This window comes from Mesorhizobium sp. B2-8-1 (assembly GCF_006440955.1).
Lineage (GTDB): Bacteria > Pseudomonadota > Alphaproteobacteria > Rhizobiales > Rhizobiaceae > Mesorhizobium.
The window spans coordinates 236218-251729 of the sequence record NZ_VFTX01000012.1 but is presented as its reverse complement, the minus strand read 5'-3'; the positions used below and the strand labels follow the sequence as shown (position 1 = coordinate 251729).

13 protein-coding genes are annotated in these 15512 nt (G+C 62.1%); 6 read left to right on the top strand and 7 right to left on the bottom strand.

The features are described from left to right. Nucleotides 1–288 precede the first annotated feature (288 nt). The 3 genes from FJ428_RS26960 to FJ428_RS26950 all read left to right on the top strand — a co-directional run bounded on the left by FJ428_RS26960 (nucleotide 289) and on the right by FJ428_RS26950 (nucleotide 4100). Nucleotides 289–1950 (top strand): sugar ABC transporter substrate-binding protein, encoded by a 1662-nt coding sequence (locus FJ428_RS26960; protein ID WP_140670011.1) that lies wholly within the window; start codon nucleotides 289–291, stop codon nucleotides 1948–1950. A 97-nt stretch (nucleotides 1951–2047) separates the two neighbouring features. Beyond that, complete coding sequence (locus FJ428_RS26955) at nucleotides 2048–3169, top strand: sugar ABC transporter permease (protein WP_140521848.1); 1122 nt, start codon at nucleotides 2048–2050, stop codon at nucleotides 3167–3169. 13 nt (nucleotides 3170–3182) lie between these two features. Further along, nucleotides 3183–4100, top strand: coding sequence for a carbohydrate ABC transporter permease (locus tag FJ428_RS26950; protein ID WP_140515758.1), 918 nt, complete (start codon nucleotides 3183–3185; stop codon nucleotides 4098–4100). Nucleotides 4101–4145: 45 nt separating this feature from the next. Here FJ428_RS26950 and FJ428_RS26945 read toward each other — a convergent pair whose 3' ends face one another. Beyond that, nucleotides 4146–4889: a creatininase family protein gene (locus FJ428_RS26945; RefSeq protein ID WP_140515756.1), complete on the bottom strand. Its 744-nt coding sequence runs from the start codon at nucleotides 4887–4889 to the stop codon at nucleotides 4146–4148. 4 nt (nucleotides 4890–4893) lie between these two features. Next, the gene (locus FJ428_RS26940) at nucleotides 4894–5439 is read right to left on the bottom strand and encodes an SIS domain-containing protein (protein ID WP_140515824.1); all 546 of its coding nucleotides are present in this window, start codon (nucleotides 5437–5439) and stop codon (nucleotides 4894–4896) included. A 208-nt stretch (nucleotides 5440–5647) separates the two neighbouring features. On the opposite strand from FJ428_RS26940, the gene FJ428_RS26935 reads away from it, so the two are divergent. Continuing rightward, nucleotides 5648–6670 carry an aldo/keto reductase gene (locus FJ428_RS26935; protein ID WP_140515754.1) on the top strand — a complete coding sequence of 341 codons (1023 nt, stop codon included), beginning with the start codon at nucleotides 5648–5650 and terminating at the stop codon, nucleotides 6668–6670. Between the two features lie 93 nt (nucleotides 6671–6763). Here the strand turns inward: FJ428_RS26935 and FJ428_RS26930 are convergent, their stop codons facing one another. From FJ428_RS26930 to clpP, 4 genes are all read right to left on the bottom strand, one after another. Beyond that, nucleotides 6764–7036: an HU family DNA-binding protein gene (locus FJ428_RS26930; protein ID WP_006201846.1), complete on the bottom strand. Its 273-nt coding sequence runs from the start codon at nucleotides 7034–7036 to the stop codon at nucleotides 6764–6766. 196 nt (nucleotides 7037–7232) lie between these two features. After that, complete coding sequence (gene lon / locus FJ428_RS26925) at nucleotides 7233–9644, bottom strand: endopeptidase La (protein ID WP_140493937.1); 2412 nt, start codon at nucleotides 9642–9644, stop codon at nucleotides 7233–7235. Nucleotides 9645–9916: 272 nt separating this feature from the next. Beyond that, nucleotides 9917–11191: an ATP-dependent Clp protease ATP-binding subunit ClpX gene (gene clpX, locus FJ428_RS26920; protein WP_140493939.1), complete on the bottom strand. Its 1275-nt coding sequence runs from the start codon at nucleotides 11189–11191 to the stop codon at nucleotides 9917–9919. A 295-nt stretch (nucleotides 11192–11486) separates the two neighbouring features. Beyond that, nucleotides 11487–12116: an ATP-dependent Clp endopeptidase proteolytic subunit ClpP gene (gene clpP / locus FJ428_RS26915; protein ID WP_027028064.1), complete on the bottom strand. Its 630-nt coding sequence runs from the start codon at nucleotides 12114–12116 to the stop codon at nucleotides 11487–11489. A gap of 338 nt (nucleotides 12117–12454) precedes the next feature. Here clpP and FJ428_RS26910 point away from each other — a divergent pair, with 338 nt between their 5' ends. Continuing rightward, nucleotides 12455–13045, top strand: a complete 591-nt coding sequence (locus FJ428_RS26910) for a hypothetical protein (RefSeq protein WP_140521843.1) — start codon at nucleotides 12455–12457, stop codon at nucleotides 13043–13045. A gap of 2 nt (nucleotides 13046–13047) precedes the next feature. Here the strand turns inward: FJ428_RS26910 and FJ428_RS26905 are convergent, their stop codons facing one another. After that, on the bottom strand, nucleotides 13048–14151 hold the full coding sequence (locus FJ428_RS26905; RefSeq protein ID WP_140880514.1) for an FAD-dependent oxidoreductase: 1104 nt from the start codon (nucleotides 14149–14151) through the stop codon (nucleotides 13048–13050). 104 nt (nucleotides 14152–14255) lie between these two features. Here FJ428_RS26905 and FJ428_RS26900 point away from each other — a divergent pair, with 104 nt between their 5' ends. Continuing rightward, entirely contained in the window at nucleotides 14256–15506 is a 1251-nt protein-coding gene (locus FJ428_RS26900) for a cytochrome P450 (protein WP_140880513.1), read from the top strand. Nucleotides 15507–15512 lie beyond the last annotated feature (6 nt).

Here is a 15512-nt window from a genome sequence, read left to right as displayed (position 1 = left end):
CCCAGCCTCCATCCGCTGGCGATAAAACCGGACAACTCACGTGCTACCTAATCCGGACAACTCATCTGCTTACGACAGACAAAACCCGGTCTCGTTGACACGGCGTTTGGTTGCGAGAATAGTGACGGGCGCTGGTCCGAATACCGGTTGCCCGAACCAAAAAAACGGAACTTCAATCGAGCAGGTGGGGTCCTGCATCGTTCGTTTCCGAACCGGGAGAATCGTTTGGCGCTCCAGCGCCTGAGAAATTTGGCCGCATTCACAACAGATATTCTGGGAGGAACATCGATGAAAACAGGTCTCTACGAAACGCTGGTCCGCGCGGGGGCAACCCGACGCGACATATTGAAGGGCGCGGCCTCGATGGCCGCGATCGCTGCCGCATCCGGCGCCGGGCTCGGCGCCCTCACGCGCCCGGCCTCCGCCGCCAGTGAGCTGCGCTCGAAAATCCTGCAGATCCCCGGCGTGGGCAAGGGTCAGCCGACCGACGCCGACTTCCAGAAGGTCGGCGAGCTCTGTCTCGAGGCGACCAAGGCCAATGTCAAGGAAGGCGAATTCGCCGGCGTCGAGCTTACCTTCATGGGTCTCAACAACCAGAACCTGCACAATGTGCTGTTCCGCGGCTTCCTGAAGCCCTGGGAAACCTATACCGGCGCCAAGATCAACTGGATCGATCTGGCGCAGGCCGACTACAATGCCCGTCTGCAGCAGTCGATCGCCACCGGCACGGTCGACTTCGACATCATCGAGATGGGCGCGCCGTTCGAGGGCGACGTCTGCGGCAAGGGCCTCACGTCCGAGATGCCCGACTGGGTCAAGACCCAGATCGATTTCGACGACCTCGTCAACTATCTGAAGCCGCCTGTCGGCACCTGGAACGGCAAGCAGTACCGCGTGACCGTCGACGGCGACGCGCATAATTTCAATTACCGCACCGATGTGTTTTCCGATGCCGACCTCGCCAAGGCCTGGAAGGACGGCGGCGGCGGTGAATGGGGCGTGCCGAAGACCTGGCAGCAGGTCCAGGCTGTCACCAAGTTCCTCAAGGGCAAGCAGGTCAAGGGTCAGGACGTCTACGGCTATCTCGACGCGCCGAAACCCTGGGGCGGATTCGGCTTCTATTTCCTTGGCAGCCGCGCCACCGCCTACGCCAAGCACCCCGACGACAAGGCCTGGCTGTTCGACGCCGACACGATGAAGCCGCGCATCAACAATCCGGCCTGGGTGCGCGCTATACAGGACGTGATCGACGCGCTGCCTTCGGAGCCTGCCGACCAGATCAACGCCGATCCAAACACCACCGCCTTCCAGCAGTTCCTGGCCGGCACCGGCTCGATGGTCACCTGGTGGGGCGATGTCGGCTCGAACGTCAAGACCAACGACTCCTCCGTCGTAGGCGACGTCACCGGCTTCTCGATCCTGCCCGGCTCCGACGATGTCTACAACTCCAAGACCGGGCAGTGGGACAAACTCGCCAGCGGACCGAACTATGCGCCGAACTGCGCCTATCTCGGCTGGGGCGTATACGTCATGGCCCGCGTCGATAGCGACGAGAAGAAGAAGAAGGCGGCATGGTCCGCCGCCGCCCATCTCGGCGGCAAGGACCTGTCGATCTGGACGGCGATGTACCCGTCAGGCTTCCAGCCCTACCGCAACTCGCATTTCGACATTCCGGAATGGGTGGCGGCGGGCTATGACGAAGCCTTCATCACCTCCTATCTCAAGTCGGAATCGGACAGCTACAACCACCCGAACGCGGCGATCGAGCCACGCATTCCCGGCATCTTCCAATACTATTCAGCCGCCGAGGACATTCTGGCTAACACCTTCGCCGGCAAGATGAAGGCCCAGGAGGGCGCAGATGCCATTGCCGCGGCCTGGGAGAAGCTGACCGACCAGATCGGCCGCGACAACCAGATCAAGCTCTACAAGGCCTCGCTCGGCCTGTAGGCAGGCGTTATGATGGATCACGGCCCGGCGGAACGTCGTCGCCGGGCCGTATCTTGGCCGGCTTCGGCCGGTCATTTGCGCAAAAGAGGCAAGAGGCGTGGCTGACCAGACTTCGACCACGAATGCGTGGCCGGCAAATTCCGTACCGACCGATCTGATCCCGCCCGGCCGCAAACGGCTTGGTTGGGCCCTGATGGCCGTCGCGACGCTCGGCCTTCTGGCAACGATCCTGGTGCAAATCCTCTACAAGAGCGAGGTCGACACGATCGGCTTCGAGACATGGCGGCCCGTGGTCTACGCCTATGTGCTGTGGGGCGTGGCACTCGGCGTCGGCCAGGTGCTGACGCGCGGCGAAGACGGCCAGCGGGCGCTGTTCCTGCTGCCGGCGCTGCTGTTCACCATCGCCATGGTGATCTTCCCGACCCTGTTCGGCTTCTACATCGCGCTGACCGACTGGAACCTGAGTTCGTTCTCGGGCCGCAAGTTCAACGGGCTCGACAATTTCTGGCAGATGCTCGGCGATCCCTATTACCGCAACGCGCTGTTCAACATGGTGCTCTATGTGCTGGCGGTGCTGGTCGAATATGTCATCGCCTTCGGCTTGGCGCTGCTGCTCAATGCGCAGATCCGGGCGCGCAAATTCTTTCGCGTCGTCTTCCTGATGCCGCTGATGCTGTCGCCGGTCGCGGTCTCGTGGATGATTGGCAAATCGCTGATGGAGTACCGGTTCGGGCCGGCGGCGACGCTGGCGCGGCATCTCGGCTGGGACAACCCCGCTTTCTTCTCCAACCCGATCACCGCCCGTATCTCGATCATGATGCTCGACGCCTGGACCTTCATCCCCTTCATGATGATCATGCTGCTTGCCGGCTTGCAGGCGATGTCGCGCGAGGTGCTGGAGGCCGCGCGCGTCGACGGCGCCACGGCCTGGCAAACCTTCTGGCAGGTCACCTTCCCGCTGATGCTGCCGGTGTCGGTGACCGCCGTCGTGTTGCGCATCATCTTCAAGCTGAAACTGGCAGACATCATCATCACGGTCACCTCGGGTGGTCCCGGCGGCGCCACCGATTCCGTGTCGAGCTTTATTTATCGCGAGTACCGGGACCGTTCCAATGTCGGCTACGGCACGATGCTGGCGATGGCCTATCTCGTCATCATCGTGGTGTTCGTGACCTGGCTGCTGAAGGTCGCCAACCGCTTCGTGCGCAATGTGAACTAGTGCGGCAGGGATCATGAGCGTTCAGACCACCGACTATACCGTCTCCGAAATCCGCTCACCGGCGAGCTTCATCACCAGCCGCGTCTTCATCTATGGCGCGCTTGTGTTCTGGGCCTTCATCTGCCTCTTTCCGATCTACTGGACGATCACGACCTCGTTCAAGTCGGCGGTAGACGTGACCCAGGGGCATCTGATCCCCTTCGTCGACTTCCAGCCGGACTGGAAGGGCTGGCGATCGCTTGGCCTGTCGCCGGATTCGATCTTCCAGACGTCGACCGTCCGCGACGAATTCTTCAAGCGCTTCATGAATTCGGTCATCACTTCGGTCGGCGCGTCGAGCCTCGCCATCGTCATCGGCAGCCTCGCCGCCTACGGCCTCACGCGCTACCGCTATCACTTCGCCTGGTTCAAGAACGAGGACATTTCCTTCTTCTTCCTGTCGCAGCTCATCCTGCCGCCGGTCGTGCTCGCACTGCCGTTCCTGGTGCTTTACCGCGAAGTCGGACTGCTCGACACGCGCATCGGGCTGATCCTGCTCTACACGCTGATGGTGCTGCCGATCGTCATCTGGATCATGCGCGACCAGTTCAATTCCATCCCGGTCGAGCTCGAGGAAGCGGCCCTCGTCGACGGGTTGTCGATCTGGGGCGCGTTCTTTCGCATCGTCATGCCGATCGCCCTGCCCGGCATGGTCGCGGCTTTCATCCTGGCGATGGTGCTGTGCTGGAACGAGTATTTCTTCGCCGCCCTTTTGACCTCGACCGACGCCAAGACAATTCCGGTCATGGTGGCGAGCCAGACCGGTTCGCAAGGCATCAACTGGTGGTCGATGGCAGCGCTTGCCACGGCGGCAATCGCGCCCTTGGCCGTCATCGGCATCGCGCTGGAGCGCTACCTGATCATGGGTATGACCGCGGGAGCGGTGAAATAGGCGGCGCCGTCCTTACCTTCTCCACAAGGGAGAAGGAGAACCGCGCTAGCCCCTCAGGATCGTGCGCAGGTGATCCATGATCATGGCAACGCCCTCTGCTCCGAGCGCAGCCGAGGCATCCGGAGCGCTGGCCGTATACCAGCTCGTATTGTCGGCGAAATGGCCGGCATCGACAGCCTCAGGGCATAGCGCCAGCATCAGCGAGGTCTCGCCGATGCCGGCATGATCGAACGGGTACTTGCCGTTCATCTCGGCCGGCATCAGCGGATGCACCTGCACCCAGTTGAAAAAATTGCTGCCCTCGGCATGCTCGGCATAGTAGGCGGCCATCGCCTCGGAGCCCCACCAGCCTTCACCTCGTTCCTTCTCAAGGAAGCGGAAGATCGCCTGACGTCCGGCGGCCTTGAAGGCGAGATCGGTCGGCATGCCGGCGGCGAAATTCTCGGTCTGGTGGTGGATTATGGCGTGGATGTTGCGAAAACCGATGCGCAGCAGGCTGTAGAACAGTTCCTCCGCGAAGGGCGCCAGTTGATTGCCGCCAACCTGCACCGAGCCTGTGCCCTCCGGCGGCGCCACGGCGTAGCTCGCCGCGCCGTAGTAGAAGGGCGGCAGGATGACGATCTCCCGCTCCTTCTCAAACAGCTCCAGCGTCTTGACGACCGCCAGCGTGTCCATGCCGACCGCCATGTGCTCGCCATGGTATTCGAGCACGCCGAGCGGCAGGGCGATCGGCCAGTTCTGGGCGATCGCCTTGCGGATCTGGTGCGGCAGCATCAACTCGTAGCGCATCGCACTACTCCATATTGGTGTGACGGGCCCGCATCGCCTCCGGCGAGGCCGCGGTCAGACCCCTGAGTTTCAGCACCATGACCTCGAACAGCAGGAACAGCGCGCCTTCGAACACCGATCCCATCGGCAGGACCGATGTTTTTTGCGGACCCTGGTCGTCGGCCATGGTCTGCGCCGGCACGAGCAGCGTGAAGTCGGCCAAGCGCGCTGCACTGCCGCCGGGCTGAGCGGTCAGAAGCAGAACCGTCGCGCCGGCCTGGCGCGCCACCTGCATCAGGGTTAGCACGGTCGCGGTTTCTCCAGGCCCGGAACTGACCAGGAAGACATCGCCCTGCGCCACGGGCGGCGTGGTCATGTCACCGACCACCGACACCGGCAGGCCCAGATGATGGAGCCGCATGGCGAAGCCCTTGACCTGCAAGGCCTCGCGGCCGCAGCCGTAGACGACGATCTGCCGTGCTCCTGCAAGCATCTCGCAGGCGGCATCGATCCGGCCGTCGTCGACGCGCGCCAGCACAGTGCCGAGCTCGTCCAGAGCGGTCCTGAACATCTGCGAGCCCCCATCGCTCACGACGGTGCCGTCCAACGATCCGAGGTCGAAGAAGAGTGGAAATTCCCGGTCACGTCTCTCCCCGAACAGCTTGTTTTTATTCATGCTATCACCGCCAAAATCCGTGTCCAACGCCCCTGCGCGCTTTTGCTGTGCCACGAGCGTGATAGTGTCATGTCAGACAAATCAATGAGGCAAACGGCAGGATATGAAGACACGGCATTTCGACCGCATCGGCAATGGCGGCATCAGCTTCACCGAACTCGGCTTCGGCACGGCGCCGCTCGGCAACCTCTACCGCGCGGTCTCCGACGAGGACGCCAATGCGACGCTGGAGGCTGCATGGGCGACCGGCTGCCGCTATTACGACACCGCGCCGCTCTATGGGCTTGGCTTGTCGGAGACGCGGCTCAACCCCTTCCTGCGCGGCAAGAAGCGCGACGACTACGTGCTGTCGAGCAAGGTCGGCCGCATCATGCGCGCCTGTCCGCCGCAAGAGCGCACCGGCATCGGCAAGTTCTTCGACACGCCGTCGCGCAAGGAGGTCTACGACTACAGCTATGACGGCGTGATGCGCTCCTTCGAAGCGTCCCTGGAACGGCTCGGCGTCGACCGCATCGACATTCTGTTCGTGCACGACGTCGACATCTTCACCCATGGCAGCAAGGAAGCGTCCGACCAGCGCATAGAGGAGTTTATGCGCTCCGGCTATTACGGGCTGCTTGCCTTGCGCGACCAGGGCGTCATCAAGGCCTTCGGTGGCGGCATCAACGAATGGCAGGTTGCCCAGACATTGGCCGAGCGCGGTGATTTCGATCTGTTCCTGCTCGCCGGCCGCTATACGCTGCTCGAGCAGGAGGCGCTGACATCCTTCCTGCCGCTCTGCCAGAAGCGCGGCATCGGCATCGTTTTGGGCGGCCCCTACAATTCCGGAATCCTGGCCACGGGGCCGAAGCCGGGTGCCTTCTACAACTACACCGAAGCGCCGCGGGACGTGCTCGACCGGGTGGCGCGCATCGAGGCGGTCTGCCGACGGCATGACGTGCGCTTGATCGAAGCAGCGCTGCAGTTCCCGTTGCTGCATCCGTCCGTCGTGTCGGTGATCCCCGGTGGCCAGCGGCCAAGCGAGGTCGAAAGCAATCGGTCACTGCTCGATGCGAGACTGCCGGCGGCACTCTGGGCCGACCTGAAGAAGGACGGCCTGATGCGGGCGGACGCGCCGACCGGGTAGCTCGCAATCACGAACCTATCGACCAGTAGGAGCGCAAAAGAAAAGCCGGGGCTTGCCCGGCTTTTCTGATATTTTGAAATTTAAAAAAGGCGCTTAATTGACGGCGTCCTTGAGACCCTTGCCGGCCGAGAACTTCGGCACGGTGCGCGCCGGGATCTTCACTTCGGCGCCGGTCTGAGGGTTGCGGCCGGTCGAGGCTGCGCGCTTTGACACGGTGAAATTGCCAAAGCCGACAAGCCGGACATCGCCGCCCTTCTTCAGTTCGCCGGTGATGACGGAGAATACCGCATCGACAGCCGACTGCGCGTCACCCTTCGAAATGCTCGCGGCGTCGGCAACAGCGGACACCAGTTCGTTCTTGTTCATAAAAATTCCCTTCCATGAGAACACCGGAACTCACGACTCATCCGGCAGGAAACGGACTTTAGAAAGAAGCGCTCCCGCAACCAAGTCGAAAAGCCGGGAAAGGATGGAAAAAAGCCCGGAATTCCGGGGTTTTTCACATGAAAAAGCCGGGCGCGAGGCCCGGCTTTCTGTTTGTGCGCTGCAACTTTAGCAAGAACTAATGCGCAAGCGACTTTCCGGCGTCATCCGCAGTGTCCGTCGCGGCAGGAGGATTGACCGGTTCGACCCATTCGATTGGCTCCGGCATACGCACCAACGCGTGGCGCAACGCCTCGCCGACCCGCGAGACCGGGATGATTTCCATACCGTTCTTCACGTTGTCAGGAATATCCGCCAGATCCTTGGCGTTGTCTTCCGGGATCAGCACTTTCTTGATGCCGCCGCGCAGTGCAGCAAGCAACTTCTCCTTCAGACCGCCGATCGGCAGCACCCTGCCGCGCAGCGTGATCTCGCCGGTCATGGCGACATCGGCCCTGACCGGAATGCCGGTCAGCACGGAGACGATCGCGGTCGCCATCGCCACACCGGCCGACGGCCCATCCTTGGGCGTGGCACCCTCCGGCACGTGGACGTGGATGTCGCGCTTGTCGAACAGCGGCGGCTCGATGCCGAAATCGAGAGCGCGCGAGCGGACATAGGAGGCCGCCGCCGAAATCGATTCCTTCATCACGTCGCGCAGATTGCCGGTCACCGTCATGCGGCCCTTGCCGGGCATCATGACGCCTTCAACCGTCAGCAGCTCGCCGCCGACTTCCGTCCAGGCAAGTCCGGTGATGACGCCGACCTGGTCGTCTGCCTCGACCTGACCGAAGCGGAAGCGCGGAACACCGAGATAATCGGCGAGATTGTCCGCCGTGATGTTCACAGTCTTCTTCTTCGTCTTCAGGATCTCGGTCACCGCCTTGCGCCCGAGCTTCATCAGCTCGCGCTCCAGGCTCCTGACGCCCGCTTCACGGGTGTAGGTCTGGATGATGGCGCGGATCGCGTCCTCACTGACGGAGAACTCCTTCGGCTGTAGCGCGTGATCGCGCACCACCTTGGGCAGCAAATGCCGCTTGGCGATCTCGATCTTCTCGTCCTCGGTGTAGCCGGCGATACGGATGATTTCCATGCGGTCCATCAAGGGCGCAGGGATGTTCAGCGTGTTCGCCGTCGTCACGAACATCACACTCGACAGGTCGTACTCGACCTCCAGGTAGTGATCCATGAACGTCGAGTTCTGCTCGGGATCGAGCACCTCGAGTAGCGCCGACGACGGATCGCCGCGGAAATCCTGGCCCATCTTGTCGATCTCGTCGAGCAGGAAGAGCGGATTGGATTTCTTCGCCTTCTTCATCGACTGGATGACCTTGCCGGGCATCGAGCCGATATAGGTGCGGCGGTGACCGCGGATCTCGGCCTCGTCACGCACGCCGCCCAGCGCCATGCGGATGAACTCGCGGCCGGTCGCCTTGGCGATCGACTTGCCGAGCGAGGTCTTGCCGACGCCGGGAGGGCCGACGAGGCACAGGATGGGCCCCTTGAGCTTCTTCTGGCGGCTTTGCACGGCGAGATACTCGACGATGCGGTCCTTGACCTTGTCGAGACCGAAATGGTCGGTGTCGAGCACGTTCTGCGCGAACGCCAGGTCCTGCTTGACCTTGGAGTTCTTGCCCCACGGGATCGACAGGATCCAGTCGAGATAATTGCGCACCACGGTGGATTCCGCCGACATAGGCGACATCGTCCTCAGCTTCTTCAATTCGGCTTCCGCCTTTTCGCGGGCCTCCTTGGAGAGCTTGGTCTTCTTGATGCGGGCCTCGATCTCGGCGGCCTCGTCGCGGCCATCCTCGCCTTCGCCGAGCTCCTTCTGGATCGCCTTCATCTGCTCGTTGAGGTAGTATTCGCGCTGCGTCTTCTCCATCTGGCGCTTGACGCGCGAGCGGATGCGCTTCTCCACCTGCAGGACGGAGATCTCGGCTTCCATGAAGCCCATCGCCTTTTCCAGCCGCTCCTTGACCGAGAGCGTGGCCAGCATCTCCTGCTTTTCGGGGATCTTGATGGCGAGGTGCGAAGCGACCGTGTCGGCGAGTTTGGAATAGTCGTCGATCTGGCTGGCGGCACCAACCACCTCGGGCGAGATCTTCTTGTTGAGCTTGACGTAGTTCTCGAAGTCGGTGACGACCGAACGAGCCAGCGCCTCGACCTCAACCTCTTCCTCTTCCGGCTCGACCAGCGCGGTGGCGCGGGCCTCATGGAAGTCGGGACGGTCGGTGAAGGCGGTGATTTTCGCGCGCGAGGCGCCTTCGACCAGCACCTTGACGGTGCCGTCGGGCAGCTTCAGCAATTGCAGCACGTTGGCGAGCGTGCCGATATCAAAGATGGCATCGGGCTCCGGATCGTCATCGGCGGCATTCATCTGGGTGGCGAGCAGGATCTGCTTTTCCTGACCCATCACCTCTTCCAGCGCCTTGATCGACTTTTCACGCCCGACAAAGAGCGGAACGATCATGTGCGGGAACACCACGATGTCGCGCAGTGGGAGGACTGCGAAGACGCCGTCGCTGGGAGCCTTGGTTATTTTGGCCATTGTCCAACCTTTCATGTCGCGGCCGCCAATCGGCCAACCGCGAATCTTATATTAACGACCGGGGATCGTTCCGCCTACCACCGTTGTGACGGGAGTTTTACAGCACAGAAATCGGGCACCTCGGCCTTCTGGTGTTAGGTGGATGCAGGAGGGCCAAAGATCAAGAGTTAACATCGCCGGCTTTCCATTCCCTCGCGAAGGTCGCATGCCTCTCATGGCAAAACGGCGCCCCGAGGGCGCCGTTCCACAAAAATATGGGTTCAAGTGGCATGTCAGGCGCTGACATTGCCCTTCTTTTCCTTCTGTTCGGAATAGATGTAGAGCGGCCGGGCACTGCCGGTCACCACTTCTTCCGAAATCACCACTTCGCGCACGCCTTCGAGCGCCGGCAGTTCGAACATGGTGTCGAGCAGGATCGCTTCCATGATGGAGCGCAGCCCGCGCGCGCCGGTCTTGCGCTCGATGGCGCGCTTGGCGATCGCAGACAATGCGTTCTCGTGGAAGGTCAGGTCGACATTCTCCATCTCGAACAGCCGCTGGTATTGCTTGACCAGTGCGTTCTTCGGCTCGGTCAGAATCTGGATCAGCGCCGGCTCGTCGAGGTCTTCCAGCGTCGCCAGGACCGGCAGACGGCCGACAAACTCGGGAATGAGGCCGAACTTCAAGAGATCCTCCGGCTCCACAAGGCGGAAGACATCGCCGGTGCGACGATCCTCGGGCGATGCCACGGTGGCGCCGAAGCCGATCGAGGTCTTGCGGCCACGATCCGAGATGATCTTATCCAGCCCGGCGAAGGCGCCGCCGCAGATAAACAGGATGTTGGCGGTGTCGACCTGCAGGAACTCCTGTTGTGGATGTTTCCTGCCGCCCTGTGGCGGTACCGAGGCGACAGTGCCTTCCATGATCTTCAACAGCGCCTGCTGCACGCCCTCGCCCGACACGTCGCGGGTGATGGAGGGGTTATCGGACTTGCGCGAGATCTTGTCGATCTCGTCGATGTAGACGATGCCGCGCTGGGCGCGTTCGACATTGTAGTCGGCCGACTGCAACAGCTTCAGGATGATGTTCTCGACGTCCTCGCCGACATAGCCGGCCTCGGTCAGCGTCGTGGCATCGGCCATGGTGAAGGGCACGTCGATGATGCGGGCGAGCGTCTGCGCCAGCAGCGTCTTGCCGCAACCGGTCGGGCCGATCAACAGGATGTTGGACTTGGCCAGTTCGACATCGTTGTTCTTGCCGGCATGGGCGAGGCGCTTGTAGTGATTGTGGACGGCCACCGAGAGCACGCGCTTGGCGTAGGGCTGGCCGATGACGTAGTCGTCGAGAACCTTGAGGATCTCCTGCGGGGTCGGCACGCCCTCGCGCGACTTCACCATCGAGGTCTTGTTCTCCTCGCGGATGATGTCCATGCACAGCTCGACGCATTCGTCGCAGATGAAGACCGTCGGGCCGGCGATCAGCTTGCGCACCTCATGCTGGCTTTTGCCGCAAAACGAGCAATAAAGCGTGTTCTTGGAATCGCCGCTGTTGTTGCCGACTTTGCTCATTTTCATGTCCTTTCATGGCCGCCCGCCGATGGTCTGGCTGAAAGGGCGCATACTCTATTTATCGCGGGAATCCGCCGCCGCCAGTATCCCGGCTCCCGCAACGTATTCCGTACGAAACACAAATCAGAAAACGTGGCAATGATTCGCAGCAACCCCACACAAAGCTAAGCCGTCGAAAATCAACATAGCCTTAACGTAGGCAATCCCGATCGTCGAGGGAACAGCCAATTGTGGCCGAAATGCCGCAAGACACGCCAAAAGCGCGTGATGCCGCCATCCAACTGCCAATATGCCGTTATGCCAGCGCCCCTTCGGCCGCTTCGCGCGACGAAATGACCTTGTCGATCAGGCCGAAGTCCTTGGCCTCGTCCGCGGTCATGAAATGGTCACGGTCGAGCGTCTTTTCAATCTCGTCGTAGCTCTTGCCGGTGTGCTTGACGTACACCTCGTTGAGGCGGCGCTTCAGTTTGATGATGTCCTGGGCATGACGCTCGATGTCAGACGCCTGGCCCTGGAAGCCGCCGGACGGCTGGTGAACCATGATGCGGGCGTTCGGCGTGGCGAAGCGCATGTCCTTGTGGCCGGCGGTCAGGAGCAGCGAGCCCATGGAGGCCGCCTGGCCGATGCACAGCGTCGACACGGCCGGCTTGATGAATTGCATGGTGTCGTAGATGGCCATGCCCGAGGTGACGACGCCACCGGGTGAATTGATGTAGAGGTTGATTTCCTTCTTCGGATTCTCGGCTTCCAGGAACAGAAGCTGCGCGCAGACCAGCGTCGCCATGCCGTCCTCGACCGGACCGGTGATGAAAATGATGCGCTCCTTGAGGAGACGCGAGAAAATGTCGTAGGCCCGCTCGCCGCGATTGGTCTGTTCGACCACCATCGGAACGAGGTTCATGTAGGTTTCGACGGGGTTCTTCATTCGTTATCTCTTGTCTCGCGGTGGGATTCCGGCGCCGGACATGCTGGCAACTCGGGCAGAATCGGTTCTGGATCGTTATTGTGTAAATAGGATGCCGGCTCATCCTTGTGCAAGGCCGACCCCTCCTAGCCATCTGGGTAAGTCGAATCAAGCTTTCCAGGCGAGATTCGCAGCGGCGGGCGCTTCCGCCGGCTCGCGACGGCACCTGCGGCCGAAGACAGGTAGCAGTTTCTTAACCGCATCACTTAACGAAATGCGCCGAAACTGCTTTTCTCGCGGACCGCTTCCCCTACAATTCAACGTTGAACTTGTGTCCACGGTTCAACAGGGGGAATGTCATGTCCAGGAAAACCGCATGCTTCGCCATGGCCGGGCTGACCATGCTTGGCTCGATTTCGCAGACGGCCGCGGGCGGCCGCGCCGTCGAATGCTATGAGCCGGTCCGCACGCCTGATGTCTATGATACCGTCTATGAGGACGTGATGATCAGTCCGCCCAGCCAGCAGGTCGATTATGAAGCGCCGATCTACGGCACGCGCGAGCGCGTGGTGATGACCGTTCCGGCACAGGTGACCTATGAGGTGGTGCCCGCAATCACCCGCACCGTCTACCACACAGTCAAGGTCGACGATGGCGGCTATTCCTGGGAATGGCGCGTCATCCACGGCCGCAAGGTGCTGTGCAAGGTCCGGCACGGGGCGCGCTATGAACGCGTCGCCGAAACGGTGGTGATCCGGCCGGAGCGCACGAGGCGCACCGTCATCCCGGCGCAATATGACAGGATCGCCGAGGAGGTGCTGGTGCGACCGGAGCAAAGGCGCGTCGTCGACATTCCCGCCGCCTACCAGACCGTCGCGCGGCGCGTGCTGGTGCGCGAAGGCTCATCCGGCTGGCGGCGCGTGCATATTCCCAGGCATTGCCAGGACTGAATTCAGGCGATTTCGGCTCGCAACCAACGTTTCAGGCCGGCAATATCGCCATCATCGACAGCCGCCGCCACGCGCCGGCCGACCGCCGCGCCGAATTTATAACCATGGCCCGAGCAGGCCGAGACGATCAGGCATTTGCCCGTCTCATGCGCCAGGAATTTCTCATCGTCCGTGAATGTATAGGCGCAGGTGACCACTTCGGTCACCTCATACTCCTCGATGCGGGCGATCGGCGGCGAAAACAGGTTGCGAATCGCCTCGCCCTCGCCCGGCACCGGCTGCCGGTTCCAGTCGGCGTCGCTGGTCGGCACCCTGTGCAGGCCTGAACCGAATTTCATGCCGGCACCTCGGGTCAGCGGGATCATGTAACCGTCGGTCTTGCCACCTACATCGAGGACTACGGGCGCAACTTCCCAGACGGCCTTGAGGTCCGCCGGCGGTTCGACATAGGCGAGCGCGGTTCGGTACGTCTTCAGTTCGCCGCCGAGTTCGGGGAACAGTTTCAGCACCCAGGCGCCCGCAGCGACGACGATGCGGTCGGCCTGCATCGTCTCGCCGGACGCGAGCACGATATGCCCTGCCTCGGAGTCGACCGCCGTCACCTTGCTGTTCTCGTAGACGTTGGCGCCGTTGGCGCGCAGCCACTTGGCCAGGCCGGACGCGATCTTGCGGCAATGCAGCGCGCCGCCTTCCGGCGAAAAATAGGCGTAGCGGAACGAGCCCGGCTCCAGGAAAGGCCAGCGTTCGACCGCGGCATCAGGTTCCAGCAGGTCGAACGGATAGTTTCCCTCCTCCAGCCCGTCCCGGTATTCCTCGGCTTCGTCGCCCGGCTCGCGCGAGACGCAGAGGAAGCCCCTGGAATCGAGATGGTTCTCGCCGAGGTCGGCCCACATCTCGTCCCAGGCTTCATAGGCCTCGCCGATCAGCCGGCCGTAGCCGGTCCCGGCCCGGTAGGCACGGCGAATGATGCGGTGATGGTCGCCGGATGCCGCCAACGGATTGGGGATCGGCCCCTGCTCGACGATGGAAACGCTATGGCCGGCCTTGACCAGCGACCATGCGGTGGAGAGACCGGCGATGCCCGCGCCGACAACGATCACATTCATCAAATCAGACTTTCCGCAGCCGTTGCGGCTGGCTCAACGCATTGGATTGCGGGCGCCAACATACGGTCTGGAACCAGGCTGGCAAGCCGCGCTATTGGTCTGGCATGACCAAATTGACGCCATCCTACCTCGCCTTTGATCCAGCGACCCGTCACCTGAGGCTTGACCCGCACGAGCGCGCTTTCTTCCAGGATCCGTACGAGGCCTATTCGTTCCTGCACGATGCATCGAATGCCTTTTTCTGGGAAGAATTCGGATTCTGGTGCTTTGGCGGCTTCGACGACGTCAACAAGCTGTTGCGCGACCGCCGCTTCGGCCGCCAGAACCCGGCGGGCATTCCCGACAGTCGTGGCATCGGCCGGGATAGAACACATCTCAAGGCATTCGACGGCATCGAAGCCAATTCCATGCTGGAACTGGAGCCGCCGGTACACACGCGGCTTCGAACACTGGTCAACCGCGCCTTCGTGTCGCGCCAGGTCGAGCGGCTGCGGCCGCGCGTGGAGGCACTCGCCAACGAACTGATCGATCGTTTCGAGCCGGGCAAGCAAGTCGACCTGCTGCCCGCCTTCGCTTCTCCCCTGCCCATCACCATCATTGCCGAGATGCTCGGCGTGCCGGTCGAAATGGGACCGCAACTGCTCGACTGGTCACATCGAATGGTCGCCATGTACGTGCATGGCCGCACTCGCGAGATCGAGGAGACGGCCAATCGCGCGGCGCAGGATTTCGCCGATTTCCTGCGCGGCACCATCGCCGAACGGCGCAAAAATCCCGGCGACGACCTGCTGTCGCTGCTGATCTCGGCGCAGGAGGGCGGCCAAAAATTGTCGGAAGACGAAATGGTGTCCTCGGCGATCCTGCTGCTCAATGCCGGCCACGAAGCGACCGTGCACCAGACCGGCAATGCGGTGCGCTCGATCTTGGCGCAAGGCGGCGACCCGCGCCGTTTCTTCACCTCAGCCGAGGCAACAGCGGCCGCTGTCGAGGAATGCCTGCGCTTCGACGCGCCGCTGCACATGTTCACCCGCTACGCCTACCAGGAGATCGAAATCGCACCCGGGATCGTCGTGCAGCCCGGCCAGACGATTGGCCTGCTCCTCGGCATGGCCAACCATGACCCGCATGCCTTTGCCGAGCCGCGGGCCTTCCGGGCGGGTCGTGTCGACCAGAAGAACGTGTCGTTCGGCGCCGGCATCCATTTCTGCATCGGCGCGCCCCTGGCCAGGCTCGAATTGCAGGTGTCGCTGAAAACCTTGTTCGAGCGGCACCCAAAGCTCCGTCTTGCCCAAAGCCCAAGCTTCCGTGACACGTATCATTTCCATGGGCTGGAAGCGCTCACCGTCGGCTTCTGAAGGAGC

Coding starts and splice junctions, on each gene's coding strand:
- FJ428_RS26945 (WP_140515756.1), bottom strand. CDS start 4,889: ATGCGCTACGAGTTGATGCTGCCGCACCAGATCCGCAAGGCGATCGCC.
- clpX (WP_140493939.1), bottom strand. CDS start 11,191: ATGAGCAAAGTCGGCAACAACAGCGGCGATTCCAAGAACACGCTTTAT.
- FJ428_RS26910 (WP_140521843.1), top strand. CDS start 12,455: ATGTCCAGGAAAACCGCATGCTTCGCCATGGCCGGGCTGACCATGCTT.
- FJ428_RS26940 (WP_140515824.1), bottom strand. CDS start 5,439: ATGTTCAGGACCGCTCTGGACGAGCTCGGCACTGTGCTGGCGCGCGTC.
- FJ428_RS26935 (WP_140515754.1), top strand. CDS start 5,648: ATGAAGACACGGCATTTCGACCGCATCGGCAATGGCGGCATCAGCTTC.
- lon (WP_140493937.1), bottom strand. CDS start 9,644: ATGGCCAAAATAACCAAGGCTCCCAGCGACGGCGTCTTCGCAGTCCTC.
- FJ428_RS26905 (WP_140880514.1), bottom strand. CDS start 14,151: ATGAATGTGATCGTTGTCGGCGCGGGCATCGCCGGTCTCTCCACCGCA.
- FJ428_RS26900 (WP_140880513.1), top strand. CDS start 14,256: ATGACCAAATTGACGCCATCCTACCTCGCCTTTGATCCAGCGACCCGT.
- clpP (WP_027028064.1), bottom strand. CDS start 12,116: ATGAAGAACCCCGTCGAAACCTACATGAACCTCGTTCCGATGGTGGTC.
- FJ428_RS26960 (WP_140670011.1), top strand. CDS start 289: ATGAAAACAGGTCTCTACGAAACGCTGGTCCGCGCGGGGGCAACCCGA.
- FJ428_RS26930 (WP_006201846.1), bottom strand. CDS start 7,036: ATGAACAAGAACGAACTGGTGTCCGCTGTTGCCGACGCCGCGAGCATT.
- FJ428_RS26950 (WP_140515758.1), top strand. CDS start 3,183: ATGAGCGTTCAGACCACCGACTATACCGTCTCCGAAATCCGCTCACCG.